The organism is Dyella solisilvae, from assembly GCF_003351225.1.
Lineage (GTDB): Bacteria > Pseudomonadota > Gammaproteobacteria > Xanthomonadales > Rhodanobacteraceae > Dyella > Dyella solisilvae.
Genome location: NZ_QQSY01000001.1, coordinates 157,863 through 183,294, shown reverse-complemented (window position 1 = coordinate 183,294; position 25,432 = coordinate 157,863). Strand labels below are relative to the sequence as shown.

General features: G+C 65.7%; 24 protein-coding genes. 13 read left to right on the top strand and 11 right to left on the bottom strand.

The genetic code is table 11. The features are described 5' to 3' along the window. Positions 1-17: 17 nt before the first annotated feature. Positions 18-1,787 (bottom strand): ArnT family glycosyltransferase, encoded by a 1,770-nt coding sequence (locus tag DVT68_RS00760; RefSeq protein WP_233523306.1) that lies wholly within the window; start codon positions 1,785-1,787, stop codon positions 18-20. A gap of 6 nt (positions 1,788-1,793) precedes the next feature. Continuing rightward, the gene (locus DVT68_RS00755) at positions 1,794-2,822 is read right to left on the bottom strand and encodes a glycosyltransferase family 9 protein (RefSeq protein ID WP_158543432.1); all 1,029 of its coding nucleotides are present in this window, start codon (positions 2,820-2,822) and stop codon (positions 1,794-1,796) included. A 592-nt stretch (positions 2,823-3,414) separates the two neighbouring features. Between DVT68_RS00755 and DVT68_RS00750 the strand changes: the two genes are divergently transcribed. Continuing rightward, entirely contained in the window at positions 3,415-4,500 is a 1,086-nt protein-coding gene (locus DVT68_RS00750; protein ID WP_147281650.1) for a trehalase domain-containing protein, read from the top strand. A gap of 93 nt (positions 4,501-4,593) precedes the next feature. On the opposite strand, the gene ald is transcribed toward DVT68_RS00750, so the two are convergent. Next, complete coding sequence (gene ald / locus DVT68_RS00745; protein ID WP_114823167.1) at positions 4,594-5,712, bottom strand: alanine dehydrogenase; 1,119 nt, start codon at positions 5,710-5,712, stop codon at positions 4,594-4,596. Positions 5,713-5,872: 160 nt separating this feature from the next. Between ald and DVT68_RS00740 the strand changes: the two genes are divergently transcribed. From DVT68_RS00740 to DVT68_RS00705, 8 genes are all read left to right on the top strand, one after another. Next, the gene (locus DVT68_RS00740) at positions 5,873-6,346 is read left to right on the top strand and encodes an Lrp/AsnC family transcriptional regulator (protein ID WP_114823166.1); all 474 of its coding nucleotides are present in this window, start codon (positions 5,873-5,875) and stop codon (positions 6,344-6,346) included. A gap of 69 nt (positions 6,347-6,415) precedes the next feature. Next, positions 6,416-7,657, top strand: coding sequence for a molybdopterin-dependent oxidoreductase (locus DVT68_RS00735; protein WP_114823165.1), 1,242 nt, complete (start codon positions 6,416-6,418; stop codon positions 7,655-7,657). Between the two features lie 10 nt (positions 7,658-7,667). Continuing rightward, positions 7,668-8,018, top strand: a complete 351-nt coding sequence (locus DVT68_RS00730) for a hypothetical protein (RefSeq protein WP_199535937.1) — start codon at positions 7,668-7,670, stop codon at positions 8,016-8,018. 321 nt (positions 8,019-8,339) lie between these two features. After that, on the top strand, positions 8,340-9,119 hold the full coding sequence (locus tag DVT68_RS00725; protein WP_114823164.1) for an enoyl-CoA hydratase/isomerase family protein: 780 nt from the start codon (positions 8,340-8,342) through the stop codon (positions 9,117-9,119). A gap of 1 nt (position 9,120) precedes the next feature. Beyond that, entirely contained in the window at positions 9,121-10,899 is a 1,779-nt protein-coding gene (locus tag DVT68_RS00720; RefSeq protein ID WP_114823163.1) for an acyclic terpene utilization AtuA family protein, read from the top strand. Positions 10,900-10,986: 87 nt separating this feature from the next. After that, positions 10,987-12,606 carry an acyl-CoA carboxylase subunit beta gene (locus DVT68_RS00715; RefSeq protein ID WP_114823162.1) on the top strand — a complete coding sequence of 540 codons (1,620 nt, stop codon included), beginning with the start codon at positions 10,987-10,989 and terminating at the stop codon, positions 12,604-12,606. Positions 12,607-12,649: 43 nt separating this feature from the next. Beyond that, positions 12,650-13,807, top strand: a complete 1,158-nt coding sequence (locus tag DVT68_RS00710; protein WP_114823161.1) for an acyl-CoA dehydrogenase family protein — start codon at positions 12,650-12,652, stop codon at positions 13,805-13,807. Between the two features lie 3 nt (positions 13,808-13,810). Further along, positions 13,811-15,805: an ATP-binding protein gene (locus DVT68_RS00705; protein WP_114823160.1), complete on the top strand. Its 1,995-nt coding sequence runs from the start codon at positions 13,811-13,813 to the stop codon at positions 15,803-15,805. A gap of 61 nt (positions 15,806-15,866) precedes the next feature. On the opposite strand, the gene DVT68_RS00700 is transcribed toward DVT68_RS00705, so the two are convergent. The 3 genes from DVT68_RS00700 to DVT68_RS00690 form a co-directional block, all read right to left on the bottom strand. After that, positions 15,867-16,535: a TetR/AcrR family transcriptional regulator gene (locus DVT68_RS00700; RefSeq protein WP_114823159.1), complete on the bottom strand. Its 669-nt coding sequence runs from the start codon at positions 16,533-16,535 to the stop codon at positions 15,867-15,869. 174 nt (positions 16,536-16,709) lie between these two features. Next, a complete protein-coding gene (locus DVT68_RS00695; protein WP_114823158.1) occupies positions 16,710-17,465 on the bottom strand; it encodes an alpha/beta fold hydrolase in 756 nt (251 codons plus the stop codon). Positions 17,466-17,614: 149 nt separating this feature from the next. Continuing rightward, positions 17,615-18,028, bottom strand: coding sequence for an organic hydroperoxide resistance protein (locus DVT68_RS00690; protein WP_114823157.1), 414 nt, complete (start codon positions 18,026-18,028; stop codon positions 17,615-17,617). A gap of 311 nt (positions 18,029-18,339) precedes the next feature. On the opposite strand from DVT68_RS00690, the gene DVT68_RS00685 reads away from it, so the two are divergent. The 3 genes from DVT68_RS00685 to DVT68_RS00675 are packed head-to-tail and all read left to right on the top strand — an operon-like array spanning position 18,340 to position 20,987. Further along, positions 18,340-18,882, top strand: coding sequence for a redoxin domain-containing protein (locus tag DVT68_RS00685; protein ID WP_114823156.1), 543 nt, complete (start codon positions 18,340-18,342; stop codon positions 18,880-18,882). 30 nt (positions 18,883-18,912) lie between these two features. Further along, positions 18,913-19,653 carry a response regulator gene (locus tag DVT68_RS00680; RefSeq protein WP_114823155.1) on the top strand — a complete coding sequence of 247 codons (741 nt, stop codon included), beginning with the start codon at positions 18,913-18,915 and terminating at the stop codon, positions 19,651-19,653. 41 nt (positions 19,654-19,694) lie between these two features. Next, positions 19,695-20,987 (top strand): sensor histidine kinase, encoded by a 1,293-nt coding sequence (locus tag DVT68_RS00675; RefSeq protein WP_233523305.1) that lies wholly within the window; start codon positions 19,695-19,697, stop codon positions 20,985-20,987. Positions 20,988-21,261: 274 nt separating this feature from the next. On the opposite strand, the gene DVT68_RS00670 is transcribed toward DVT68_RS00675, so the two are convergent. Further along, a complete protein-coding gene (locus tag DVT68_RS00670) occupies positions 21,262-21,747 on the bottom strand; it encodes a hypothetical protein (RefSeq protein ID WP_114823153.1) in 486 nt (161 codons plus the stop codon). A 338-nt stretch (positions 21,748-22,085) separates the two neighbouring features. Then, entirely contained in the window at positions 22,086-22,487 is a 402-nt protein-coding gene (locus tag DVT68_RS00665) for a YciI family protein (protein ID WP_114823152.1), read from the bottom strand. Positions 22,488-22,756: 269 nt separating this feature from the next. Between DVT68_RS00665 and DVT68_RS00660 the strand changes: the two genes are divergently transcribed. Then, positions 22,757-23,068, top strand: coding sequence for a DUF2249 domain-containing protein (locus DVT68_RS00660; RefSeq protein WP_114823151.1), 312 nt, complete (start codon positions 22,757-22,759; stop codon positions 23,066-23,068). A gap of 112 nt (positions 23,069-23,180) precedes the next feature. Here the strand turns inward: DVT68_RS00660 and DVT68_RS00655 are convergent, their stop codons facing one another. From DVT68_RS00655 to DVT68_RS00645, 3 genes are all read right to left on the bottom strand, one after another. Then, positions 23,181-23,609, bottom strand: a complete 429-nt coding sequence (locus DVT68_RS00655) for a hypothetical protein (protein ID WP_114823150.1) — start codon at positions 23,607-23,609, stop codon at positions 23,181-23,183. Further along, positions 23,606-23,938: an autorepressor SdpR family transcription factor gene (locus tag DVT68_RS00650; RefSeq protein ID WP_114823149.1), complete on the bottom strand. Its 333-nt coding sequence runs from the start codon at positions 23,936-23,938 to the stop codon at positions 23,606-23,608. The genes DVT68_RS00655 and DVT68_RS00650 overlap by 4 nt, the downstream gene beginning before the upstream one ends. Before the next feature lie 489 nt (positions 23,939-24,427). Continuing rightward, positions 24,428-25,216: a hypothetical protein gene (locus tag DVT68_RS00645; RefSeq protein WP_158543431.1), complete on the bottom strand. Its 789-nt coding sequence runs from the start codon at positions 25,214-25,216 to the stop codon at positions 24,428-24,430. Between the last annotated feature and the right edge of the window lie 216 nt (positions 25,217-25,432).

Below are 25,432 nucleotides of genomic sequence, written 5' to 3'. Positions count from 1 at the left end.
GTGCCGACCGGCGAGGCTCAACGATGCTTGTCGACGCCGCCCCAGTCCTCGACGGCGCCCACCGGCACCACGCCGCCGCGGCAGGCCGGCGCCACGGCATCCAGCCGATAGAGCCGCCAATCGCGCCCGCTGGTGATGCCCATGTCGATCGTGGCGTCCTGGTTGATGCATGGCGCCATGACGTCGGCCAGGATCAGCACCCAGCGGTCGGCCGGCGCCTGCTCTTGCCAGCGAATTGAATCCGCCAATTGCTGGTGCCACGGCGTCACGAAGCCGAAGTCGATGGTGGGGCGTTCGAAGGCCAGCGGCAACTCTTCCTTCCACGCCACCAGGGCCAGTTCCGCGTGCGGCCCGATGGTCTGTTCGACGCGTTGCACCAAAGGCGCTTGCGAGCTGGCTCTGGCCAGCAGCGGCGCGGCCCACAGGCCCCACAGCAGCCACACACCGGCCAGGCTCGTCAGCACGGCCAGGCCGGCCCGGCGCAGGCGGAATGCCGCCACGCAAACCAGGATCCAGGCGCCCAGCACGATGAACATGATCCACAGCGCGTTCGTCTGGTCACCGAGTTGGCGAGCTTGCGCAAAACGCATGGTCCACGCCGACGGATGCCACAACGCTTGCAGGCCGAGGGCCAGCGTGGGCAAGGCCAGCGCCAGCAGGAACACCAGCGCCGTCCACTGCGCCCAGCGGCGCTGCAGGATGTCGCGCAGGAACGGGCCGGCGCACAGCGCGAGCAGCGGCAGCGCCGGCATGATGTAGACGTCACGCTTGGCCCGCGTGATGCTGAAGAACACGATCAGCAGCACCGACCACGCCAGCGGCAGCAGGAAGCGCGCATCGCGCTCGCGCAGTCGTTGGCGCCAGGCAGGCAGCAGGCCCGGCAGCGCCAGGCTCAGCGGCAGCCACGAGGTGAAGATGACCTCGATGTAGAACCACGGCGGCTGGAAGCTGTTCCACGGATGCACATATCGGTGCACCGTCTGGTTCACGAAGATGTCGCTGATGTAGGCGCGCGCCTCGGCGCTGTCGTGCGCGTGCACGTAGAGCAGCAGCGGGACCAGCCACAGCGCGAGTGCGGCGATGAACGCCACGACGCCACCCAGCCAAGTCGCCACTCCGCCAGTGGACGGCGACAGGCCCTGCCATGCGCGATGCCGCGCGAACAGCCACGGTACGACCATAAGGAACGCCAGCACGCCGACGCCCTTGGTGATCACACCCAGGCCGGCCGCGAAGCAGCCCACCCAGAAGGCGCGGCGATCCGGTCCGAGCAGGAAGTGCCGGAGCAGGCCGGCATTGGCCAGCGTGACGAAGAAGGTGACGGTGGGGTCGATCTGGCCACGTTTGGCCTGGAACACGAATTGCACCGTGCACAACAGGCCCAGCGCTCCCCACATGCCCGCGCGGTGTCCCCACAGTCGGCGGCCAAGGTCGTAGACCAGCCACAGGGTGCCGAGTGAGCACAGCAGCGAGGGCAGCAGGAAGGCGATCTCCCAGTTGCCCGTCAACGCATGGGACGCAGCCTGCATGGACATGAAGGTCGGCGGCTTGTCCGAGTACCAGTCCGTGCCCCGATGCGGGATCAGCCAGTTGCCGGACGCGGCCATCTGATGCGCGACCAACGCAAAGCGCGGTTCATCCGAAGGCGTGGGCGTGCGCATGCCGATGCCTGCGGCGAGCAGCAGCAGGCTGCCCAGCATCAGCAACCAACGCTCGATCTTTTCACGCCGCCCATCGGCACCCGCGGCCGACGGGGTCAATCGGCCCGCCTCAAACACGTGCAACACCCGGCATCAGTGCGTCAGCCCCAGCTGGCCCAGTTCGCCCGGCGCGTTGATGCCTTCGGCTCGCGGCGTAGTGGCGGTCGCTGGCTTGGCGTCGACGGGGCCAGCCTGGCCCAGCACGGTCGCGTAGTCGCGCACGATCTGCATCGCGGTCTCTCGCGCGGACAGGCCCTTGGTCAGCAAGGCGCGGCTGCCACATCCATAAGGTTCGTACACCGAGGCATCGGTCACGCTGAACATGCCCACTGTCGGAACCCGCGAGGCCACGGCGAGGTGCATCACGCCGCAATCGGCGGTGATGAACAGGTCCATGCCCGCCATCACGGCGCCCATGCGACGGATATCGGTGGAGTAGTAGCCCGGCCATTGGTCGCCGAGCATGGAACGCCCATGCATGGGAATCAACTCGATGAGGCTCGAGGCTGGGCACATCTCCTTGAAGGTGGTGATGAACTCGTTCCACCATTCGGCGGGATAACGCTTGGCGCCCGTGGCGTTGCCGAAAATGCCCACCACCGGCGACGTCGTCGTGCGCTGCGACGCCGGCGACAACTGCTCGATCACCGCGCGCCCTTGCGCCAGTTCGGTGTCGGTCAGGCGGATGTCCAGCGACGGATAATCGGTGGCGTCGTCGACCACACCGGCATAGTGCTGGCGCGCCCAGCGCAGCAGGTTGATCGGACGCTGGGCCATATGCTGCCGGGCCGCCTCGGTGGGCACCGGGTGCGTCAACTTCGAGTCGGCCGGCTTGTCGCTGAAGCCCAGCTTGAAGCGCCCCTTCAGGAAGCCGGTGACTGCACGGGCGAAGCCCGAGCCCAGGCAGGGGTCGACGATCAGGTCGTACTGGACCTTGCGCACGCGAAACAGCGTGGCCAGGAATGAAACGGGACGCTTGAAGCCGCGCTTGGGCAGGCAGTAGATGTTCTTCACGCTGAAGAAGGTCGAGAACACTTCTTCGGCGATATCGCCCTCGGAAAGGATGTCGATCTCGACGCCCTTGTAGAGGCGCTCCAGCTCAGCGATGAGGGGGGTAAGCAAGATCGTGTTGCCCAGCCGATGATTCGGCCGGCACACGAGGATGCGGTAAATCCCTTTTCGTGGCATGGGCTCCTGCCCTGTATTCACGACGGATGTATTCAAGCGACACCAGCAACGATAGACGTTGTCATTGAGTTAAAATCCGCATCCCAGCGCAAACGCCTGATCACAAAGCGTTTCCCGCGAGCTCTCGGCAGACCGCCCCCAAGCTTCTGCAAGTTGGCGTTCGCCAAGTTTATCCGGGGTCTCCATGCGTTGGCGATCTCGCTCCACCGTCAGACGGCGGACCGGCGATGGATCGCGAATGGCATGCGACGGGTTCATTCGCATCGAGGGGCGAACGAGGCCTCACCTCCGGGTCATTCGCGGGTGGAGACGGCAGACGCCTGCAAAATGGTGATGCCGGTCGCCCAAAACAACCTTCCGGCCCCCGCCGCCATTGGCGAGCGCCAAGTCGTTGGCTAGTCTCCGGGACGCCGCCGTCCTTGGGCGGGCAAGGAGTGGCGGGGCAACCGGCCTGGCCATGCAGCCATCCACGTGACGTCCAGGAGCTCCGGTGGCCTATCCACCCTTTTGGTACCGAATGTTTGCCTTGCTGGTCCTGGCGCTGGTTCCTGCCAAAGCAACCCATGCCGTGCCGACGGATCCGGCCATGGAGGATGCGAACCATCTCGATGTGCTGGATTTTCACGGCACACCCAGGGGCATCAAGGACCGCAGCTTCAACATCTTCTTCGATGCGGGCGCCTGGCATGGCTACAGCCTGCCGGCGTCGGGTGACGGGGCGACGGGGTTCTCCGGCCCTTTCGTCCATAGCCTGCAGGGCGGCGTATGGGCCGGAACGCAATTTGCGCAGATGCGGCTTGAGGATGCGGACAACGGACAGGCCATGGTGCTGACTCCCGTTGACGACCATTCGGGCCCGGGATACCTGGAGCGCCACGCCGTGGCCCCAGGCCTCGATGTTCGCCAGACGCTGTTCTATGCCGATTCGAGGACGGCCGTCGTCAAGATCGAGCTTGCCGCTTCCGCGGCTCGCGCGATAAGGCTTTCCATCGAGGGGGCCACCAAGCCTCTGGCTGGCAGTCGGCTGGAGGTGTGGGGCGCCGATGTCGTGCAGCATTTTGCCGGTTCGCCCTCGCGACTGATCACCCGGTTGCGTGGCGATGGCGAGGCGATCACGTGGGCCTCCGTGAATGAGCGGCGCTATCGCATCGGGGTGGGTTCGGCGTTGTCCCTGCGGCCCGGCGAGAGCGCGACGATCTTCGTCGAGCAGATGCTGACGGATGACCCCAAGGGTGGCATGCCCGCCTCCGTTGATGATCGCGAGGCATGGAAGCGCAATCGCGAACGATGGCAGGCGTATCTGAAGCCCGTGCAGGCGAGCCATCTTTCCGGGGTGCCTGACGAGGTGGCGCAACGGGTCTTGCTCAAGGCCGTCACGACGCTGTTGGGCAACTGGCCCGCAGCGCGTGGTGACCTGCACCACGACGGCGTCATGCCTTCGTATTCCAATCCCGACGCCAACGGCTTCTGGACCTGGGGCTCGGGGAAGCACGCCGCTGCGCTCGCGCATTTCGCGCCGGCGCGGAAGGCATGCAGCTCACCGGGTAACCCTTCCCGACGGGTTGGCGGTGTCGCCGGGCGTCTGGAAGGCGGCGGACGCGCTGCTGGATGACGCAAAAAAAACGGGCGCCTCGAGGGACGCCCGTCTTGTTTCTCGGCGCGCCATCCCGCGCCTCATGGGGTGGGGATGGCGGCGGCTGATGGCTTACAGGCCGATCGCCGTTTCCGCCTTCACGTACGGCAGGCCGTGGGCCTCGGCCACCGGCTCGCAGGTCACCTTGCCTTCGCACACGTTCAGGCCGTTGCGCAGGTGGATGTCCTGCGCCAGGGCCTTCTTCCAGCCGCTATTGGCCAGGGCCAGGGTGAACGGCAGGGTCACGCTGTTGAGCGCGAAGGTCGAGGTGCGAGCCACGGCGCCCGGCATGTTGGCCACGCAGTAGTGCACCACGCCGTCCACCACGTAGGTCGGGTCGGAGTGGGTGGTGGCGTGCGAGGTCTCGACGCAACCGCCCTGGTCGATGGCGACGTCCACGATCACCGAACCGGTCTTCATGGTGCGCACCATGTCGTGGGTCACCAGCTTGGGAGCAGCGGCGCCCGGCACCAGCACCGTGCCGATCAGCAGGTCAGCGCGACGCACCAGCTCTTCGATGGCCGAGCGGGTGGAGAATACGGTGGAGATCGAGGTGCCGAACTGCGTGGCGAGGCGCTTGAGCGCTTCGGCCGAGCGGTCGACCACGGTCACCTTGGCGCCCATGCCCACGGCGATGGTGGCTGCGTGGGTGCCGGACACGCCGCCACCCAGGATCACCACTTCCGCAGCCGGCACGCCCGGGACGCCGCCCAGCAGCACGCCGCGGCCACCCTGGGCCTTCTCGAGCGAGTGCGCGCCCACCTGCGGAGCAAGGCGGCCGGCGACCTCGGACATCGGGGTCAGCAGCGGCAGCGACCCGTTCGGCGAGGTCACCGTTTCGTACGCAATGCAGATCGCGCCGGAGGCGATCAGGTCGTTGGTCTGCTCCGCGTCAGGGGCGAGGTGCAGGTAGGTGAAGAGGATCTGGCCCGGGCGGAGCTTCTTGCGCTCGACGGCCAGCGGCTCCTTCACCTTCACGATCATGTCCGCTTCGGCAAAGATCTGGTCGGCGCCTTCCACGATCGTGCCACCGGCGGCGACGTAGTCCGCATCGTTGATGCCAGCGCCGACGCCCGCACCGGCCTGCACCAGCACCTGGTGGCCGTGGTGCACCAGTTCCTGCACGGACGACGGGACGAGGCCCACGCGGTACTCGTGATTCTTGATTTCTTTCGGCACACCGATGCGCATGGCTTGCTCTCTCTTTGGAGATAGGGAAGTTGGGTGCCCGCCCGAAGGGCGGTGGCGCAGCAGTATGATCGAGTCTTCGCGCAATTGAGTGCCGATTTGGCCCCTGCTTGCGGTAAGTTATCGAATCATTGAATCGATTATTGGGAATTCGTGGAATTTTATGTCAATCCAGGAACAGGCACTCGATGACCGCGACCGCGCCATACTCCGGCTGCTCCAGCAGGACGGTCGATTGACCAATCTGGAGCTCGCCAATCGCATCAACTTGTCCCCCTCGGCCTGTCTGCGCCGTGTGAAGCTGCTGGAGGATCGCGGGCTCATTTCCCGCTACGTGATGCTGGTGGACGAGAAGGCGGCCGGCTTGCCGGGTACCGCCTTTGTCCTGGTCACGCTGGACCAGCAGGGCCGCGCGGCGCTGGACACCTTTGAGGCCGCCATCCAGCACCATCCGGAGGTCACCGAGTGCTGCCTGCTGGCCGGCACGGCCGATTACATGGTGCGCGTGGTCTACGCGGACTCGGCGGATTTCGAGCGCATCCATACCGAGATCCTCACCCAGTTGCCGGGCGTGGTGCGCGTGCAGTCGACCCTGGCCTTGCGCACGGTGAAAAAGACCACTGAATTGCCCGTTTGAGGGGGTGCGACCTTTTTGGAATTTTTTGTGGCTATCCTGTAGCCAACCATCGGGGCGTGGGGGCGTGTCATGGGCAGCGAATCGGACGTCGATGCACTCTCGCGGCGCCACTTCCTGAAGGCCGCCGGCCTGTTCGGCGCCATGGGGATGCTGGGTGGGCGAGCCGCGTGGGCGGCATCGGGCAAGGGTATCCAGTTGCCGTTCGCGAATGGCGAGCGGGAACTCACTAGCGACTTTCCGCAGAAGGGCGAGATGATCCTCCTGCGTACGCGACCGCCGATGCTGGAAACGCCCTTCGAGGTGTTTGACCAGGGCGTGTTTACGCCGAACGACCGATTCTTCGTGCGTTGGCACCTGACCGACGTGCCGACGCAGATCGACGCCGACGCGTTTCGGCTGCAGGTGCGCGGCCAGGTCGGCAAGCCCTTGTCGCTGAGCCTGCGGCAGCTGATGACCGAGTTCGATCAGGTTGAGTTGGCCGCCGTCAACCAGTGTTCCGGCAATTCGCGTGGCTTCTTCACTCCGCGCGTGCCGGGCGGCCAATGGGCCAACGGCGCCATGGGTTGCGCACGCTGGACCGGCGTGCGCCTGAAGGATGTGCTGGACCGGGCAGGGGTGAATGCCAACGCTGCGCGCGTGCGTTTCCACGGCATGGACAGCGGCGTCATCAAGGCCACCCCGGAATACCTCAAGTCCATCGACATCGATCACGCCCGCGATGGCGAGGTGATGCTCGCCTATGGCATGAACGGCGAGCAGCTCCCGCTGTTGAACGGTTTTCCGCTGCGGCTGGTCGTGCCCGGCTGGTACTCGACGTACTGGGTCAAGATGCTCGATGACATCGAGGTGCTGGACAAGGCCGACGACAATTACTGGATGGCCAAGGCTTACCTCATCCCGGACATGCCGTACGCGAACGTCGTGCCCGGGCAGACGGGATTCAAGAGCGTGCCCATCAACCACATGGCGCCGCGCTCGTTCATCACCAATCTTCGCGATGACGACCGGGTGTTGGTGGGGCTCGCCGTGCAGCTGCGCGGCATCGCCTTCGGAGGTGATGCCGGCGTTTCCCGTGTGATGTGGTCCAGCGATGGCGGCAAGCACTGGAAAGAAGCCGCGCTGGAAGCGGACCACGGAAAGTATGCATTCCGCCGCTGGAATGCCGTTTTCACGCCGGTGTCGCGGGGAGAAACGGTGCTCATGGTCAAGACCATCAACACCAAAGGCGTCGAGCAGCCCGAGGTGGCGAACTGGAACGGGGGCGGCTTCATGCGCAATGTCGTCGAGCAGACCCGACTCACCGTCGCCTGAGGATGCCGCGATGAACCTCCGACTCATGGCCTGCGTCGCCACCACGATCAGCGCGTTTGCGGTCAGCGCCTGCTGGGCGCAGGAGCGCAGCCCGGTGACGATCCACATTCATTCGGTAACCGTGGATCTGCCGCCCAGCACCGATGCGTTCCCGCCTGGGCCCAACGCCGAGCTCGCCGGCAAGTGCCTGATCTGCCACTCGGCCGGCATGGTGCTGCGACAGCCGCCGCTATCGCAGGAGCAGTGGAAGGCCGAGATCAACAAAATGCGTACCGTCTATGGCGCGCCGCTCGAGGACGCCGACGTGGAGCCGCTCAGCGTTTATCTGACGGCGATTGACTGGAAGCCGAAGAGCCAGTGAGCGGATGGGCTGGATGGTTTCGGCCTGTCTCGTGTTGAACCTGCCGCAGTGGCGGCAAGCTCCCGACACATGTTTGTGGCGTTTCCTCGGCTACGGGGTGGATACCGATCGCTTGTGGTTGAGCCGCCTGGCGACCCGCGATGGGTTCGCCTTGCCGCGCGCGGAAGAAACCGGCGCTGGAACAGTGGCTTGGCAAAGGATGGGCGCGCAGAGGCGATGGGGTGGCGCCCCAGCGGTGACCGCTGTCATTTATTCAAGCAAATGATTTAGCATTGTCCGGCAGACGGCCCAGACGAACTCCTCGACCAAGGTGAGCATCGCGTGAGCACGGACCCGGAACTCCTCATCGAGCGGCGCGGCCAGGCATTGTGGCTGACCATCCAGCGCGAAGATCGCCGCAATGCCATCAATGGTGCGGTTCTGGATGCCCTGGGTCGCGCGCTCGCTGACGCCGGAGGGGACCCGACCGTGCGCGCAGTGGTGTTGACTGGCGCCGGCACGCGCGCGTTCTGCGCCGGAGCCGATCTGCAGACAGGGCAGTCCTTCCGTTTCGACTACTCGCAGCCTTACCAGGGCCTGGCTGACCTGTTCCGCGAGGCGCGCCGGTGCACGTTGCCGCTGATCGCCCGCGTCAACGGCGCCTGCATGGCCGGCGGCATGGGCCTGCTTGCGATGTGCGATTTGGCGGTGGCCAGCCGCAACGCGACGTTCGGACTTCCCGAGGTGAGGGTCGGGCTGTTTCCGGCACAGGTGCTGGCCGTGCTGCAGCATCAGTTGCCGCGCCGCGTGCTCAACGAACTTTGCCTGACCGGCGAGCCGATGGATGCCGAGCGTGCGCTCGCAGCCGGGCTGGTCAACGCATTGGCGGAACCGGAGGGACTTGATGAAGCCGTCGAGGCCTTGCTCGCGCGCTTGCTCGACAAATCGCCGTCGGCGATCCGGCGCGGGCTGTACACACTCAAGCAGGTTGAAAACCTGGGTTTCGAGCAGGCCATCGCCTTCGCCGAGAGCCAGATCGGCCTGTTTGCACTGACCGAAGACGCGCAGGAAGGGCAGGCGGCTTTTCGCGAAAAGCGCGCGCCGAAGTGGACGGGTCGCTGACATGCGGAAAGACATCGTTTCCATCGGTGGCGCGAGCGGTTTCTGGGGTGACAGTGTCACTGGGCCGATGCAACTGGTCGCTTCGGGTCGCATCGACTTCCTCGTGTTCGACTACCTGGCCGAGCTGACCATGTCGCTGCTGGCTTCCGCGCGTGTGAAGGATCCCGCACTGGGCTACGCCACCGACTTCGTGAGCGTGGCGATGCGCGCGGTGCTCAAGGAGGCGATGGCGAAGAACATCCGCATCATCGCCAATGCAGGCGGCGTCAATCCGCGCGGTTGCGCGGCAGCGTTGCAAACCCTCGCTGATGAACTGGGGGTGCAGGTGCGCATCGCCGTGGTGGAAGGTGACGACGTGTTGCCGCTGTTGCCCGCGCTGCGCGACGAAGGCGTGCGTGAGCTTCAGAGCGGTCAGCCGTTGCCGGACAAGGTGGTGAGCGCCAATGCCTATCTCGGCGCCTTGCCGATCAAGGCCGCGCTCGACGCAGGCGCGCAGGTGGTGATTACCGGGCGCTGCGTCGACAGCGCCGTCACGCTGGGCGCATTGATGCACAGCTTCGGCTGGGCCGCGGACGACTACGACATTCTGGCTGCCGGCAGCCTCGCCGGGCACATCCTCGAATGCGGCTGCCAGGGCGCGGGCGGCCTGCATACCGACTGGGAAGACGTGCCCGATTGGGCGCACAGCGGTTATCCGGTTGCCGAGTGCCGCGCTGACGGCAGCTTCACCGTGACCAAACCGGCGGGCACGGGCGGTCTGGTGACGCCGGCCACCGTGGGCGAGCAATTGCTGTATGAGATCGGCGATCCGGCGAGCTATGTGCTGCCCGACGTGGTCTGCGACTTCACGCAGGTGACCATGGTGCAGGACGGCGAGCATCGCGTGGAGGTGCGTGGTGCACGCGGTCGCGCGCCCACGCCCGACTACAAGGTCAGCGCCACCTATGCCGATGGCTATCGCGCCTCCGGACAGCTCACCGTGGTCGGCTTCGACGCGGATCGCAAGGCGCTCCGCACGGCGGAGGCGATCCTCGAGCGTACGCGCGGACTCTTCCGCAAGCTGGGCCTGCCGGATTACAGCGCCACGCATATCGAGACGCTGGGTTCGGCGTTTCTGTTTGGTCCGCACCAGCCGGCCGCGCCGCGCTTCGAATCGGTGATGTGGCTCGCGGTATCTCATTCGAACAAGCAGGCGCTCGAACTGTTTGCGCGCGAGATTGCCCCGGCAGCCACGTCCTGGGCCCCCGGTACAACCGGCGCAGGCGGGCGACCCCATGTGGCGCCCTCGATCAAGCAATTCGCCTTACTGCTCGACAAGGGGCGGGTGCAGCCCAGGGTGACACTGCTGGGCGGCGAGGCCACTGATGTGAGCGTGGCCATCGGCGGCGCCCCGCTCGAGCTGGAATCCGTCCCCGATGCGCACCTTCCGTCTGCGCTTCCCACAGGCGCCACTCGCACGGTTCCACTGATCGAGCTGGCCTACGCACGCAGCGGCGACAAGGGCGACACCTCCAATGTCGGCGTGATTGCGCGTCGGGCGGAAGACCTGCCACTGCTGCGGGCGCAATTGACCGAAGAAGCCGTCGCCTCCCATCTCGCGCATGTGGTCAAGGGGCGCGTCACGCGCTACGAGCTGCCGGGCATCCATGCCATGAACTTCGTGTGTGAGCAGGCGTTGGGTGGCGGCGGCATGGCGTCGCTGCGCAACGACGCGCTGGGCAAAGGCATGGCGCAGGTGTTGCTGGCGATGCCGGTGCGCGTACCGGCCGATCACCCATGAGCTGAGGGATGACCATGACTGCCAGTCCCTTGCCATTCCGCCGCCTGCTCGATCACGTGGTGATGTCACATAACCAGGAGACCATTGGTGCCAACGCTTGAATCGCGTGTCGTACCGCAAAGCGACAGCTACCGGCAAAACCACGCCGCGCTGAGCGGGCTGGTCGCACAGTTGCGTGCGCTGGAGGCACGCGCGCGCGACAAGTCCGAGGCATCCCGTGAACGCTTCGAAAAGCGCGGCCAGCTGCTGCCGAGCGATCGGCTCGGCCACCTGCTCGACGCGGGCGCGCCGTTCCTGGAGCTGTCCACGCTGGCGGGATTCTGCCTGGATCAGGCTGACCCCGCGCGCTCGGTTCCCGGCGGCGGCCTGATCGCCGGCATCGGCTGGGTGAGCGGCGTGCGCGCGATGATCGTGGTGGACGACGCGGGCATCGATGCCGGCGCCGTGCAGCCGATGGGCATCGAGAAATTCCAGCGGGCGCAGTGCATCGCGCTCGCGCAGAAGCTGCCGTTCATCCATCTGGTCGAATCGGCGGGCGCCAACCTGCTTGCTTATCGCGTGGAGACCTTCATTCACGGTGGCAGCGGCTTCTACTGGCTCGCGCGTTTGTCGGCCGCGGGCATTCCGGTGATCAGCGTGGTGCATGGCTCCAGCACGGCGGGCGGCGCCTATATGCCCGGACTGTCGGATTACGTGGTGATGGTGCGCGACCGTGCGCGCGCTTTCCTCGCGGGGCCACCGCTGCTCAAGGCCGCCACCGGCGAGGTCGCCACCGAAGAGGAGCTGGGCGGCGCCGAGATGCATGCCACCGTCTCTGGCCAGGCCGAGTACCTGGCCGAGGATGATGCCGACGCGCTGCGCATCACGCGCGAACTGCTGGCGGCGCTGGACTGGAACCGGGATATGCCGGCGTCCCAGCGCGCCTATGCGCCGCCACGCCTTGATGTTGAAGAACTGCTCGGCATTGCGCTGACCGACCATCGCAAGCCGCTGGACATGCGCGAGGTGATCGCGCGCATCGTCGATGGTTCGGACTTCCTCGAGTTCAAGCCGGACTACGGACCCGCCACCATCACCGGTCACGCCGCCATCTGCGGCATGCGGCTGGGCATCATCACCAACAACGGTCCGCTGGATCCGGCCGGCGCCAACAAGGTGGTTCACTTCATCCAGGCCTGCTGCCAGTCGGATCTGCCGCTGCTCTACCTGCAGAACACCACCGGCTACATCGTCGGCAAGGTCTCGGAGCAGGGTGGCATGATCAAGCACGGCTCGAAGATGATCCAGGCGATGTCCAACGCCACCGTGCCGCGCATCACCGTGCATTGCGGCGCGTCGTTTGGCGCGGGCAACTACGGCATGTCGGGGCGCGGCTTCTTCCCGGATTTCTGCTTCAGCTGGCCCAACGCCAAGACCGCGGTGATGGGAGCGGAGCAGGCGGCAGACACCATGGCCACTGTCATGGCCGCCAGCATGCAGCGCAAGACCCAGACCGTCGACCACCCGGCGATCGAGGCCATGCGGGCCAAGGTGATCGACACTTTCGAGCGGCAATCGGACGCCTTCACGCTTTCCGGCCGCCTGCTGGACGATGGAGTGATCGATCCGCGCGACACACGCAAGGTGCTCGCCAGCGTGCTGGCCGTCTGCGACGAGGCGCGTCGCCGTGTGTTGCACCCCATCCAGTTCGCCGTCGCCCGACCGTAACGCCGACCGCACTCACCAGCCCAGGATCACCGGAGCGAGACACATGCAGTTCACCCACGAGCACCAGGAGCTGCAGCGCAGCCTCAAGCGCTTCATCGACAGCGAGATCAATCCGCACGTTGACGAATGGGAGGCGGCGGAGATCTTTCCCGCCAGGGAACTGTTCAAGAAGATGGGCGAACTGGGCTTTCTCGGCATCGCCAAGCCGACACAGTTCGGCGGCCTGGGCCTCGATTATTCCTATGCGATGGCGATGGCCGAGACGCTTGGCCATATCCACTGCGCCGGCGTGCCGATGGCGATCGGCGTGCAGACCGACATGGCGACGCCGGCGCTGGCGCGCTTTGGTTCGGACGAACTGCGTGCCCAGTTTCTGGCGCCTGCCATCAGCGGGGAAGCGGTGGCGTGCATCGGCGTGTCGGAGCAAGGCGCCGGTTCGGACGTGGCCGCCATCAAGACCCATGCGCGCAAGGACGGCGATGACTACGTCATCAACGGCAGCAAGATGTGGATCACCAACAGCCTGCAGGCCGACTGGATGTGCCTGCTGGCCAATACGTCGGATGAGGCGGCCCACCGCAACAAGTCGTTGATCATCGTGCCGATGGACACCAGGGGCGTGTCGGTCGGCCAGAAGATCCGCAAGATCGGCATGAATGCCTCGGACACCGGCCTGATCCATTTCGACGACGTACGCGTGCCGCAGCGCTACCGGATCGGCGAGGAGGGCAGGGGTTTCACCTACCAGATGCTGCAGTTCCAGGAAGAGCGCATGTGGGCGGCGGCCAGCAACCTGCAGATGATGACCGCGTGCATCGACAGCACCATCGAATACGCTCGCGAGCGCAAGCTGTTTGGCGCGAGCGTGCTCGACAACCAGTGGGTGCACTTCAAGCTGGCGGAGCTGAAGACTGAAGTGGAAGCGCTGCGCGCGCTGACCTATCGCGCGTGCGAGCTGTATATCGCCGGGCAGGACGTGACGGAGCTGGCCTCCATGGCCAAGCTCAAGGCCGGGCGGCTCGCGCGCATCGTCCCGGACAACTGCCTGCAGTTCTGGGGCGGCATGGGTTTCACCTGGGACAACCCGGTCTCACGCTACTACCGCGACGGGCGCCTCGCCTCGATCGGCGGCGGCGCCGACGAGGTCATGCTCGGCATCATCTGCAAGTACATGAACACCCTGCCGGGCCGGAAGGATTGAGCGATGGCCACGCCGCATGCCGCCTTTCGCTCGATCCTGATCGCCAATCGTGGCGAAATCGCGCTGCGCATCCAGCGCACTGCCCGGCGACTGGGCATGCGGACGATCGCCGTGTATGCCGAGGCCGATCGGGGTGCGCCGCACTGCTGCGAGGCGGACCTCGCCTTGCCGATCGGGGCATCGGCGCCACAGGCGTCTTATCTCAATATCGAGGCGCTGCTGGATGCCGCGCGCCGCTCCGGCGCCGAGGCGGTGCATCCCGGCTATGGCTTTTTGGCGGAGAGCGACGCTTTTGCCCGCGCATGTGGCGAGGCGGGTCTCGTCTTTATCGGCCCATCAGCCGAGTCCATCCGCGCCATGGGCAACAAGGCAGGCGCGAAGCGCCTGATGGAAGCGGCCGGTGTGCCCTGCGTGCCGGGCTACCACGGTGACGATCAGTCCGGCGCGTGCATGGCGAAGGAGGCGGCGCGCATCGGCTACCCGGTGATGATCAAGGCCGTCGCCGGCGGCGGCGGTCGGGGCATGCGGCGGGTCGACCAGCCTCAGGATTTCGTCGCCGCGTTGCAATCGGCCCGCTCCGAGGCCGAGAACGCGTTTGGTTCCGGCGCACTGATCCTCGAGAAGGCCATCGACGAACCGCGCCATATCGAGATCCAGGTGTTTGCCGATCAACACGGCAACGTGGTGCACCTTGGGGAGCGCGACTGCTCTGTACAGCGACGACACCAGAAGCTGATCGAGGAGTCGCCATCGCCTGCGGTGTCGCCTGAATTGCGCGCCCGCATGGGCGAGGTATCGGTGGCGGCGGCGCGCGCCATCGGCTACGTGGGCGCAGGCACGCTGGAGTTTTTGCTCTCCCCGGGCGGCGCGTTCTACTTCATGGAAATGAACACGCGCCTGCAGGTCGAGCACGCGGTGACCGAGGCAGTGGTTGGTGTCGATCTGGTCGAATGGCAATTGCGCGTGGCGCTGGGTGAAGTATTGCCGCTGACCCAGGACGAGATTGACGTGCGGCTGGGCCAGGGCGGCCATGCGATCGAGGTTCGCTTGTGTGCGGAGGATCCCCGGCGCGAATTCCTGCCGCAGAGCGGCACGATCAATCGCTGGCGTGCGCCGGGCGAAGTACGCACTGACCACGCGTTGGTCGACGGGCTTGTTGTGTCGCCGTACTACGACTCGATGCTTGCCAAAATCATCGCGCACGGCACGGATCGCGCGGATGCATCCCGTCGTCTGGCCCATGCGCTGGACGATTGCCTGCTGCTTGGCCTGCCGACCAACCGGGCCTTCCTGCGCGAGTGCGTGACGCATCCGGCATTCCTGGCGGGCGAGGTATCGACCGCATTCATCGAGCGGCACTTTCCGTCATCGGCACGAAAGCCGAGCTTGCCTGATGGCCCGGCTCGCCAGGCGGCTGCTGCGTTGCTCACGCATGTACGAGGGGATATCGCGGGCCGCTATCCCGCGGAGTTGCAAGGCTGGGCAAGCAGTCGCGCCTATCCTTCGCTGTGCCGCTTCACGCTCGACGGCGAGGACGTGGAGATGCGCGTTCGCACGCTCTCTGCCGGGCGGTGGGAGCTGGCATGGGATGGCGAAAGCATTCGGGCGGAGCTCGTGTCAGACACTCGAGGCCGCCTGACCCTGGCCCTGGGCGACAGCTTGCACCAGCTTGAATATGCCGCAACAGACGCCGCATGCCAGTTTGTACTGGACGGCCACGAGCACAGCGCCGTGGACACTACCTATGCAAGGACCGAGCGCCAGGGCGCGTTGTCCGGCAGCGGGCGCATCAGCTCGCCGATGAATGGTCGCGTCGTTGCGGTGCATGTCACCGAAGGTGAGGCGGTTGCCGCCGGACAAGCCCTGCTGGTGGTCGAGGCCATGAAGATGGAGCACAGCATCGCCGCGCCGTTTGCGGGCCAGGTGAGCGGCTTGTTCACCCAGGTTGGCGCGCAGGTGGCGCCGGGCGGGTTGCTGATGGAAATTGCAGCCGCCTGAGCGAAGATCACCGATCGATCAAGCGTGACGGCGCTTCGTCACGGCGAAGCCCGGAAGGGTGTCAGGCCGCAGGCGGGAGCGGCGTGCGCAGGATGAAACGCACGGCCTGGTCGGCCAGCTCCTCGATGCTGATGCCGGCGCCGGCCTGGTACCACTGCGCCGTCCAGTTGAGTGCGCCGAACATCAGCAGTCGGTCCACCGGCGTCGGTTGCGCCCATTCGCCGGATGCGCGAAGGCGATCGATCACGCGCGTCCAGATGGACTCGTAGCGGTCCTTCAGCGCGATGATGCGCTCCTGCGCCTCCGTATCCAGCGAGCGCCATTCGTAGAGCATCACCGGGATGAAGTCCTGGTTGGGCGCCAGCAAGGTATGCAGATGCGCCCGCACCAGCCGCAGCAGCGCCTCGCGCGGCGGCAGCTGGTCGACATCGATGGACGCGATATCGGCCAGCGCCACCGTCAGCCCGTGTTCGATGACGGCCTGCAGGATGTCCTGCTTGGTCTTGAAGTAATAGAACCAGCTGCCCGCATGCACGCCGGTGGCGGCAGCGATGTCGCGCACCGTCGTATCGCCGTAGCCCTTCTCGCGGAACAGCCGCGCCGACTGCTCGATCAACGCCCGACGCAAGCCTTCGTTGGCATCCTGCGCAGGCCGGCCGCGCTTGCGGCGCGGCGCGGCGGCGGCATCGGGGCGCGACTTCGACGGGGTGGGAGCGGCGGGTTTTGGCATGCGCTGGCCAGGAGAAGAAGCTCGCCGGCATTGTAGCGGCAGGCGCGCGCCGCGTTTCATGGGCCGCCAAACGGCGTTTGGGTCATCGAAGCCCCGGTTGGCGCGCCTCGATGGTGCAGGCGTGGCGTTCCCGGGCAGGACCAGAGCACGGCGCCATGGCAGGTGCGCGAGACCTTACCGCACGTCGTTGGCGGCTTCCTCGATGACCCTCGCCACGGCCTCGGGCTGCGAGATATAGACCGCGTGGCTGGCCTTGATCTCGGTGACCCTGGAACCGGCGCGCCTGTACATCCAGCGCTGGAGATCCGGACTGAGCGCATGGTCGTCGGTCGTGACCACGGCCCAGCTCGGCTTGGCATGCCACGCCGCCACTTGCGCGGCTGCGCCGAAGGCGGCGGCGCTGGCCGGTACCTGCGAGGCAGCCATGAACGCCGCGCGGTTCTTGTCCACGTCGCCGGCGAAGTCGTCACCGAATTTCTTCGCATCGAGATACAGGCGGCCATCCGGCGTGGCCACGACATCATTGTTTGGCGCGGGCATCGAGCCGACCAGCTGCGACAGGCTCTCGCCCACATCGGGTTCCAGCGCCGCCACGTAGACCAGCGCCTTGACGTTCTCACCGTTGCCGGCCTGCGTGATTACGGCGCCACCGTAGCTGTGGCCCACCAGCACGACCGGGCCCTTCTGGCGGCGGACCAATTCGCGCACCTCGTCGACATCGTTGGCCAACGTGTCGATGCGCGGCTGCGCCACCGTCACCGCATAGCCCTTGTGGACGAGGATGTCGTGGACGGCGCGCCAACCCGAGCCGTCCACGAAGGCGCCCGGTACGATCACCACGTTCTTGATGGTGGGGGCGGCGGCATCCGTGGCCTCCGCGGCGCCGGAAGTGACTGCCAGCGCGATGGCAATGCCCAGCAAACTGCGCATGGTGGGACTCCTTTATGGAAGATGGAACGAATCAGGGGACTGCCTGGCCCATCGTTCACGCGACCACGGACGATCGCCGGACGCGATGGGCCAGAGCAGGGGCGGCGAGCCCAGGCGAGCCGCCCGGGTCGCGCGGCAGGGGTAATGGTTCAGATCACCGTGATGGCGACGTCGATATTCCCGCGGGTGGCCTTGGAATACGGACAGGTCTGATGGGCCCGCTCTACGATGGTCTGCGCGACGTCGCGGTCGATGCCCGGCAGGCTCACCTGAAGGCGCGCCTGCAGGAAGTAGCCCTGTTCGCCCGCATTGCCCAGGTCCACTTCCGCCGCCACCTCGGCGTCGGCCGGCAGCTTCAGGCCCAGCTCCTGCGCGACGTGCGTCATGGCGCCGATGAAGCAGGCGGACCAGCCGGCGGCAAACAGCTGCTCCGGATTGGTGCCGGCGGCCGGCGAACCGGGCGGGGCCAGCTTGATGTCGAGACGCTTGTCGTCGCTGTGCGACTGACCGCTGCGGCCGCCGGTGGTGAAGGTCTTGCCGGTGTAGAGGATCTTCTTGCTCATGGTCGGGTTTCTCGTGGAAGGCCGTTCGCGTCGACATGACGGTGAACTCGTGGCCGGTGGGCAAAGGAAACCGCGGCGACGTATCGGGCGCGTGTCGCCGAATCGGCCGAACGGCAACGCAATGTGTAGCGGAGCGCGCGATACACGATTCGATACAAAAGCCCCGGCGCCGAGTTCACCACCCGGCGCCAAGGGCCGTACATTCGGATACAAAAAGCCGTCGGAGTCGACACGCTGGCGACAACGCGAGGCGGTCCAATGCCTGCCAGGGCGGCGCAGGCGCGCCGCCATCGACATTCCGCGAGGCGCCCATGTCATTCCTTCGAGTTTTTGCCCTCATCGTGGTCGTGGCGGCGCTGGGCGCCGCGGCCTGGCCAGGAACCGGCCGTTTCGCTTTCGCGCAGGAGCACGAGGCTTCCAGTCCGGCGCCGGATTTCGCAGGCCCCGGCCCCTGGTTCAATTCACCGCCGCTGACACTGTCGGGCTTGCGCGGCAAGGTCGTGCTGGTCGAATTCTGGACTCGCGAATGCATCAACTGCATCCACGTGCTGCCGCACACCCGCGAACTGTACGACCGCTATGCCGCCGACGGCCTGGTGGTGGTCGGCGTTCATACGCCCGAATACGACGAGGAGCACGACCTCACCGCGCTGAAGGCCGCCATCCACCAGTACCGGATCGACTGGCCGGTGGTGGCGGACAACGACTCCCGCATCTGGAATGCCTATGGGAACCAGTTCTGGCCTGCCATCTACCTGATCGACCGCGACGGACGGCTGGTGTACAGCCACTTCGGCGAGGGAAACTATGAGGAGACCGAGCGTCGCGTCCGCGCGCTGCTCGGCAAGGCTTGACCTCGCGCCACCGAACCAGGGACAGACGGCATGGAACACATCGACCACATCCTCGTGGTGGACGACGACCGGGAGATACGCACCGGCGTGGTGGACTACCTACGCAAGAATGGGCTGCGCGCCAGTGCAGCGGTGGACGGCCGCGACATGTTCGCCCAGCTGGACACCTCGGCGTTCGACCTCGTGGTGCTCGACATCATGATGCCGGGCGACGACGGGCTGGTGTTGTGCCGCACGCTGCGCAGCGGCAAGCACCGCGCGGTGCCGGTGGTGCTGCTGACCGCGCGCGATGACGAAACCGATCGCATCATCGGCCTGGAGATGGGCGCTGACGACTACGTGGCGAAACCGTTTTCCCCGCGGGAGTTGCTCGCTCGCATCAAGGCGGTGATCCGCCGCACGCGCATGCTGCCGCCGAATCTGCGTGTCACTGAAGCGGCGAACCAACTGGCTTTCGGTCGTTGGCGCCTGGATACCACGGCGCGCCACCTGCTCGACGAACAAGGCACCATCGTGCCGCTCAGCGGCGCGGAGTTCCGCTTGCTTCGCGTGTTCCTCGACCATCCCCAACGGGTACTGTCACGCGACCAGCTGCTCAATCTGACCCAGGGCCGTGACGCCGAACTGTTCGATCGCTCGATCGACCTGCTGGTGAGCCGGCTGCGCACCCGCCTGAGCGACAACGCGCGTGACCAGGCCTACATCAAGACCGTGCGCAGCGAAGGCTACGTGTTCTCGATGGCGGTCACCGTGCCGGGTGATGGCGGATGAGCGTCATTCAGCGCGGGGTGGCTCGGTGGATGCCGCGCAGCATGGCTTCGCGGCTTTATCTGATCATTCTCGCGGGGTTGTTGCTGGCACAGGGGTTATCGCTCGCACTGCTGCTTTACGAGCGCTACCAGAGCACCGTGCAGGCGATGTACAACACGGTGGAACACGACGTGGCCACCTCGGTCACCGTGCTCGACCGGCTGCCTGCCGCGGAGCGACCGGACTGGCTCGCGCGGCTGCGGCGTGACAACTATCGCTATCTGCTTGGCGAAGGACGGCCCGGCGTCCCTCTGGTCTCGGAGCGCTCGCGCGAAGTAACGCGCCGAATCGCGATGGAATTGGGGCCGGCGTTCCATGTGCACGGCCAGACGGTCTCCACGCGGCCGGAGCTGTATCAGGTGCATTTCACCCTGAGCGACGGCTCGCCGCTCACGCTGGAAGTCACGCCACACCTGACGCCGGTGGCTGCATGGCTTCCCGTGATGCTGGCCCTGCAGCTGTTGCTGCTATTGCTGTGCACCTGGCTTGCCGTGCGCCTGGCGACACGGCCGCTCACCCAATTGGCCCAGGCAGCGGAGGCCATGACGCCTACCGCCGACGGTCCGCGCATGAGCGAGGACGGTCCGACGGAAGTGGCGCAGGCCGCAACCGCCTTCAACACCATGCAGGACCGCATCGCGCGTCACCTCAAGGAGCGCCTGCACATCCTCGCTTCCATCTCTCACGATCTGCAGACGCCGATCACGCGCATGCGTTTGCGGGCGGAGTTGCTGGACGAGGGCGAGGAACGGCAGAAGCTTCTGGGCGACCTGCGCGCCATGGAGCAGCTCGTGCGCGAGGGCGTGGCCTACGCGCGCAGCGCACATGGCGGCGCGGAGGCGCCGGTGCGTCTGGATGTGGACGCGTTCCTGGAGAGCCTGGTGTTCGACTACCAGGATATCGGCCAGCCGGTGACCTTGGCTGGCTCCGTGGGCGGCACGGCGATGGTGCGCCGGCAGGCCCTGCAACGCGTGGTGGGCAACCTGGTGGACAACGCCATCAAGTACGGCGGCTCGGCCGAGATTTCGGCGTGGCGCGACGGGCAGGGCGAGCTTTCCATTGCCGTCGCTGACCGGGGGCCGGGCATTCCGGAGGAAGAACTGGACGCCGTACTGCAACCCTTCTATCGCCTGGAGGCGTCACGCAACCGCGACACCGGCGGTTCAGGGCTTGGGCTGGCCATCGCGGCGCAATTGGCGCGCGCCATCGGCGGCTCGCTCACCTTGGCCAATCGTGAGGGTGGCGGCCTCTGCGCGACGATTGCGCTGCGATCAGTATCGATTGACCCTCGATGACGTGGCGTCGAACGTTGCATGCGCGACGTTGAATGGGTCGGGGGCGAGCCAGCAATGTACTTGCCAGCATGGCCGCCATGCTGGACGCAGGTGGCAGGGCGGCTTACGGATTAGCTTTTGAAGGCTGCAGCCGCAGCCCTCGCGGATTGCGCCGGACACGCGCTATTGCAGTGCCCCAGCGTCGCGTGTCGTCGGCAACCGCACCAGGCCTGTGGTCGGTGCGGCGCCTCGATGCAAGCGGCTTTCGTTGCTTAGCGCCGCGGCTTGCGCATCATTAGGGCAGCATGGACTTGCTGCTCTCCGTGGACGAACGGAGTGCCGCCACCGCGCCCTTCGGGCTCGGGCCATCGGGACCGAGCTGGGATGGGTAATCGACGTTCCAGTAGACGCGCACCTCGCTCTCGACGATCGGCGCCTGCCGCTGGTCGCGCTGCACGCCATCAGGGCCCAGCTGGGACGGATAGTCGACATTCCAGGCGGCACGGGTATCCGCATCCGACGTCCGGGGCGAGCCAGTAGCGGCGGATTCCGGCAGCGGGCCGTCCGGCCCCAGTTGGGACGGATAGTCGACATTCCAGTCAGCGCGCCCGTCGATGCGGGAAGCCTGGGTGGACGCCGACAAGGACGAAGCGGGCAGGGTGGGAGCGGCCAGGGCCTGGCCGGCAGTGGCGAAACCGAATGCCATGACGATGGCGGAGAGGGCGAAACGCGCCGGGCGGGCCGATGCATGGCGGACCAGCGAGGAGACATGTGAACGCATGGGTAAGATCCTCAGGTTGGAAGGCAACTCGGCGGCCCATCGGCCGACGTGCTTAGGAGACGCCTTCCAGGTATCCCTGATGTGTCCCATGCGCGGTCATACGGCATCACAGTGTGTTGTTGTCGATGGTGGATACGCTCAGATACAAATCGCAACGTTCCGCCAAGGCGCATGACGCCCCGCACGTGCCCCATGGAGCCATGCGCTACGGGTGTCTCAACGAAAGGTGGTTTGGATCGCCTTGCGCTTGTGGTCAGCCATCAGCATGCCTTGCGGGGTAACGCCATTGCGACGGCGGCTGCGGGTCCTGGTTTTCGCTGGCCTGCTCGCGCGTCCGCTCATGAACCTCCGCGACCGCCGGCATCGGAGTCGCGTCGCAAATCGGCCATCTCGTACAGCGGTCGGATTTCAATGTCGCTCGGCCCTGGCATGGGGTTGGGACAGCGTTTCACCCAGGCGACCGCCTCGTCCATGTCCTTGACCTCCCACAGCCAGAACCCCGCAATCAGTTCGTGCGTCTCGGCGAAAGGCCCGTCGGTGACGGTGCGGCTGCGTCCATCAAACGCAACGCGCTTGCCGTACGAAGAGGGCTTCAGCCCGTCGGCCGTGCGCAATATGCCGGCTTTGGCCAACTCCTCATTGAATCGACCCATGGCTTCGAGTGCCTCCAAGGCCTCGGGCGTTGGGCGAAAGCCCTGTTCGCTGTCCTCAGTCGCTTTCACGATCACCATCACGCGCATCGTCTCTCTCCTGGCTCGAGGCGGCCGCAAGGCCACCCATGGGAACGACGAAAGGCGTCTCCAGAAATCGACATCGCGAGGCCACGTCTTGGGGCGCCGACGTGAAGGGCGTCGATGGTCGCCGTGCGTCGTCCAAGCGGCGGGAATTCGCATGAATCTGCGCAAGCCCGGTGACCCGCCAGGGCATTGCGCTGACCTAAGTCAGCGACACCGCGCAAGTCGGCGGCTTACTTTGAGACTCCCCAATCCACTGGTCCTACCGTACTGCCATGTCCACTGACACTCTCCTCGACGCCAGCGTTCATATCTTTGATGCCCGCGGCGTGGCTCGTCGCTTTCGCCATGCGGCCATCTTCGGCGCCCTCGACGCCTTGCATCCTGGTGAAACCATGCGCTTCTTCAACGACCACAATCCGCTTCCGTTGATTGCCCAGTTGCGCGATCGTTTTGGTGACAAGCTGACCTTCACCTATCGACAGACCAATCCTGATCTGACGGTCATCGACATCAGTGTCGCTGACTTGTCCGTCAAGGCGCGGGACAAGCATGCCGAGGGCGGCTGCTGCGGTAGCTGCGGTTGACACTGTGATGGCCATGGACCCGCTGAACCGGTGTTCGGCGGGTTTCAGCCCGTTTTCGACAATGCAGTTAAGCGTGAGCCGGAAAACCCTGGAACATTCCAGGAGATCCGGCTCAGTCGCTTCTCGGGGCGCGGAAGGTGATGCACTTCCACGTCGCGTAGCCCAACATGATCGCGACGCTCGCGCCTACAGCAATCACAGAACCGATGGACGCGAGACGCTGGGGCGCAAACGCCCATAGCGCAGTCCACACAAGCAGTCCGACGGTCATGACCCAGCCGCCGACTCGCAGCACGGCCTGGGACAACGTCGCTTCACGGGTGGAGCGGGGCGGTCGTCCCAGCATCTTTGGCATGCTGTTGCAGAATGCCGCCAGGGCGAGACCGATGACGACGTTTTGCGCACGCACGACCTGTGCCCCCTCGATCCATCCTTGCTTGCGGGCGAGGGTGAGCAGCAACGCAGCGGCGATCATGGCGGCCGCGAGCTTGAGTGCGAAGATGATCTGTTTCCGGGCACGGGAATAGCTGCTATCGCTCATTCGTCGGCTCCTTCACGGGTTGCTTTGGGTCGGGCCCCGCCAGTGGGGTCCGTCGTCATGTGATCTGCCACGCCGATGCCGAACAACTGGCTGAAGCCCAGCAGTGCATCTTCCAGGACCGACAACTTCAACTGATAGAAGATAGTCGTGCCGACCTTGTTGGCTTCTATCAGGTCCGCCTCGCGGAGCACCGCAAAATGCGCCGACATGGTCGGTCGCGACACCGGGAAATGGTCCGAAAGCTCCCCAGCCGTCATCGAACGCTGACGGAGCAATGCCAGCACCTTGCGGCGAGTGGGGTCGGCAATGGCTTTGAAGACGGCGTTCATTGTCGCTATTTAGCTAATCATCGAAATTGATGTCAAGTAAAATTTCGACGACTGGCTAAACAAGGGCCGATGCCGCATTCAGATGGGTGACGCGCCGCGCCGGCGTAGCCCAGATTTCGCTTGGCGGACTTGCTACGTCAGGCTGGCCGGTTGGTCGCGCAAGCGCAAGCTGTCTGCTGGTTCTGGCCTGGCGCGGGGTACAGGCTTTGGGCTGCAACCTTGGCCGATCGTTGCACCACGTTGCTGCCTGAACTTCGGATCGCCACAGATGCGCCCGATTGGGCGGCGAGGGAATGGCCTGTTCGGCCCACGAGGGCATCCTCGCTGCGCCGAGGATGTCCCGGACAAAAAAATGCGCACCCCGAAATTTCGTGAGCGCGCGCTTCCACTCGATCGCGACGACGCATCATCGCGATCGCCCATTCGTGTCCGCAAGCCACGACTCGACACGGCGGAGCATGTGGCCCCGCCGTGCCGTTTCGCTGTTACTTAGTGTGAGAAGGTCAGGTTGGCCTGAACATTCACACTTTGCTGCACCAGCGCGGCCGCGCCACTGTTCTGCGCCAGGATCGAGACCCCGGCCGCCGCAGCGGCTGAACCGTTCATCTGGTTGGACATGTTGAAGGAGCCGCCATCGGCATAGGCCGTACCGCCGTTGCCACCTGCAGCGCCCGCGCCGCCCGTGCCACTGCCGCCAGTGCCCATGCCGCCCGTGCCGCCGTTGCCACCGGCGCCACCCGTTGCTGCGCCGCCGGCGCCGCTCGCGCCACCCGTGCCGGCCGATGCGCCAGTTGAGGCGCCTGCCGCGCCGGACGTACTGGACCCGCCCATCGAACTGCTGGATCCTGAGGTGGCGGTGCCGTCGCCTCCGTTCAGGCCGGCCTCGCTGGCATCACCCGAATGCGAGTGCGCCGATGCGCCCGAGGACCTGCTTCCGGCAAGAGCGTCGCCGCTGTACGAATCACCATAGGCGCCGTTGCCGCTGCTGGAGCTGGCGTCGCCGCCGATGCTGCCCGAGGCTGCCCGGCCTGCGTGGCCGTTGCCGCCGTAGCCGTCACCGCCGTTACCACCGTGGCCGCCGTTTGCGTTGCCGTTGTTGGTTACGTAGTTGCCGATGTTCGACACACTCACGTAGCTGACTGAGCCCGACAGCGTGCTGTTGGATTCGGCATTGTTGACGTTGAACGAATCGGTATTGCTATACGTTTCGTTGTTTGTGGTGTTGTTGTCGATGAGGCTGGACATGCCAGCCTGGTTGTTGGTGGTAGTGCCCGCCATGGCAGGGAGTGCCAACCCCATTCCCAGCATGATCGCGGTTGCAAGAAGAGTCTTACGCATAGTCATTACTCCGGAAGCGATGCGACGCACCCCCTGAGGTGCTGGTGCTGCATACCCAGCGCACTTGTTTCGCAACTTGCGTGCCACGTGTGAAGCAGGCGCAGACCCGCGTGCGACGGCCTTCAAATCAATTGCTTGAGCCAACTCTTGATGGGT

Bases quoted from the DNA above. Each gene is read 5' to 3' on its own strand.
- DVT68_RS00695 (WP_114823158.1), bottom strand. From the start codon at position 17,465: ATGCGCAGTTTGCTGGGCATTGCCATCGCGCTGGCAGTCACTTCCGGC.
- DVT68_RS00735 (WP_114823165.1), top strand. From the start codon at position 6,416: ATGGGCAGCGAATCGGACGTCGATGCACTCTCGCGGCGCCACTTCCTG.
- DVT68_RS00680 (WP_114823155.1), top strand. From the start codon at position 18,913: ATGGAACACATCGACCACATCCTCGTGGTGGACGACGACCGGGAGATA.
- DVT68_RS00660 (WP_114823151.1), top strand. From the start codon at position 22,757: ATGTCCACTGACACTCTCCTCGACGCCAGCGTTCATATCTTTGATGCC.
- DVT68_RS00710 (WP_114823161.1), top strand. From the start codon at position 12,650: ATGCAGTTCACCCACGAGCACCAGGAGCTGCAGCGCAGCCTCAAGCGC.
- DVT68_RS00690 (WP_114823157.1), bottom strand. From the start codon at position 18,028: ATGAGCAAGAAGATCCTCTACACCGGCAAGACCTTCACCACCGGCGGC.
- ald (WP_114823167.1), bottom strand. From the start codon at position 5,712: ATGCGCATCGGTGTGCCGAAAGAAATCAAGAATCACGAGTACCGCGTG.
- DVT68_RS00740 (WP_114823166.1), top strand. From the start codon at position 5,873: ATGTCAATCCAGGAACAGGCACTCGATGACCGCGACCGCGCCATACTC.
- DVT68_RS00655 (WP_114823150.1), bottom strand. From the start codon at position 23,609: ATGAGCGATAGCAGCTATTCCCGTGCCCGGAAACAGATCATCTTCGCA.
- DVT68_RS00730 (WP_199535937.1), top strand. From the start codon at position 7,668: ATGAACCTCCGACTCATGGCCTGCGTCGCCACCACGATCAGCGCGTTT.
- DVT68_RS00685 (WP_114823156.1), top strand. From the start codon at position 18,340: ATGTCATTCCTTCGAGTTTTTGCCCTCATCGTGGTCGTGGCGGCGCTG.
- DVT68_RS00675 (WP_233523305.1), top strand. From the start codon at position 19,695: ATGGCTTCGCGGCTTTATCTGATCATTCTCGCGGGGTTGTTGCTGGCA.
- DVT68_RS00720 (WP_114823163.1), top strand. From the start codon at position 9,121: ATGCGGAAAGACATCGTTTCCATCGGTGGCGCGAGCGGTTTCTGGGGT.
- DVT68_RS00705 (WP_114823160.1), top strand. From the start codon at position 13,811: ATGGCCACGCCGCATGCCGCCTTTCGCTCGATCCTGATCGCCAATCGT.
- DVT68_RS00670 (WP_114823153.1), bottom strand. From the start codon at position 21,747: ATGCGTTCACATGTCTCCTCGCTGGTCCGCCATGCATCGGCCCGCCCG.
- DVT68_RS00645 (WP_158543431.1), bottom strand. From the start codon at position 25,216: ATGGCGGGCACTACCACCAACAACCAGGCTGGCATGTCCAGCCTCATC.
- DVT68_RS00700 (WP_114823159.1), bottom strand. From the start codon at position 16,535: ATGCCAAAACCCGCCGCTCCCACCCCGTCGAAGTCGCGCCCCGATGCC.
- DVT68_RS00650 (WP_114823149.1), bottom strand. From the start codon at position 23,938: ATGAACGCCGTCTTCAAAGCCATTGCCGACCCCACTCGCCGCAAGGTG.
- DVT68_RS00665 (WP_114823152.1), bottom strand. From the start codon at position 22,487: ATGCGCGTGATGGTGATCGTGAAAGCGACTGAGGACAGCGAACAGGGC.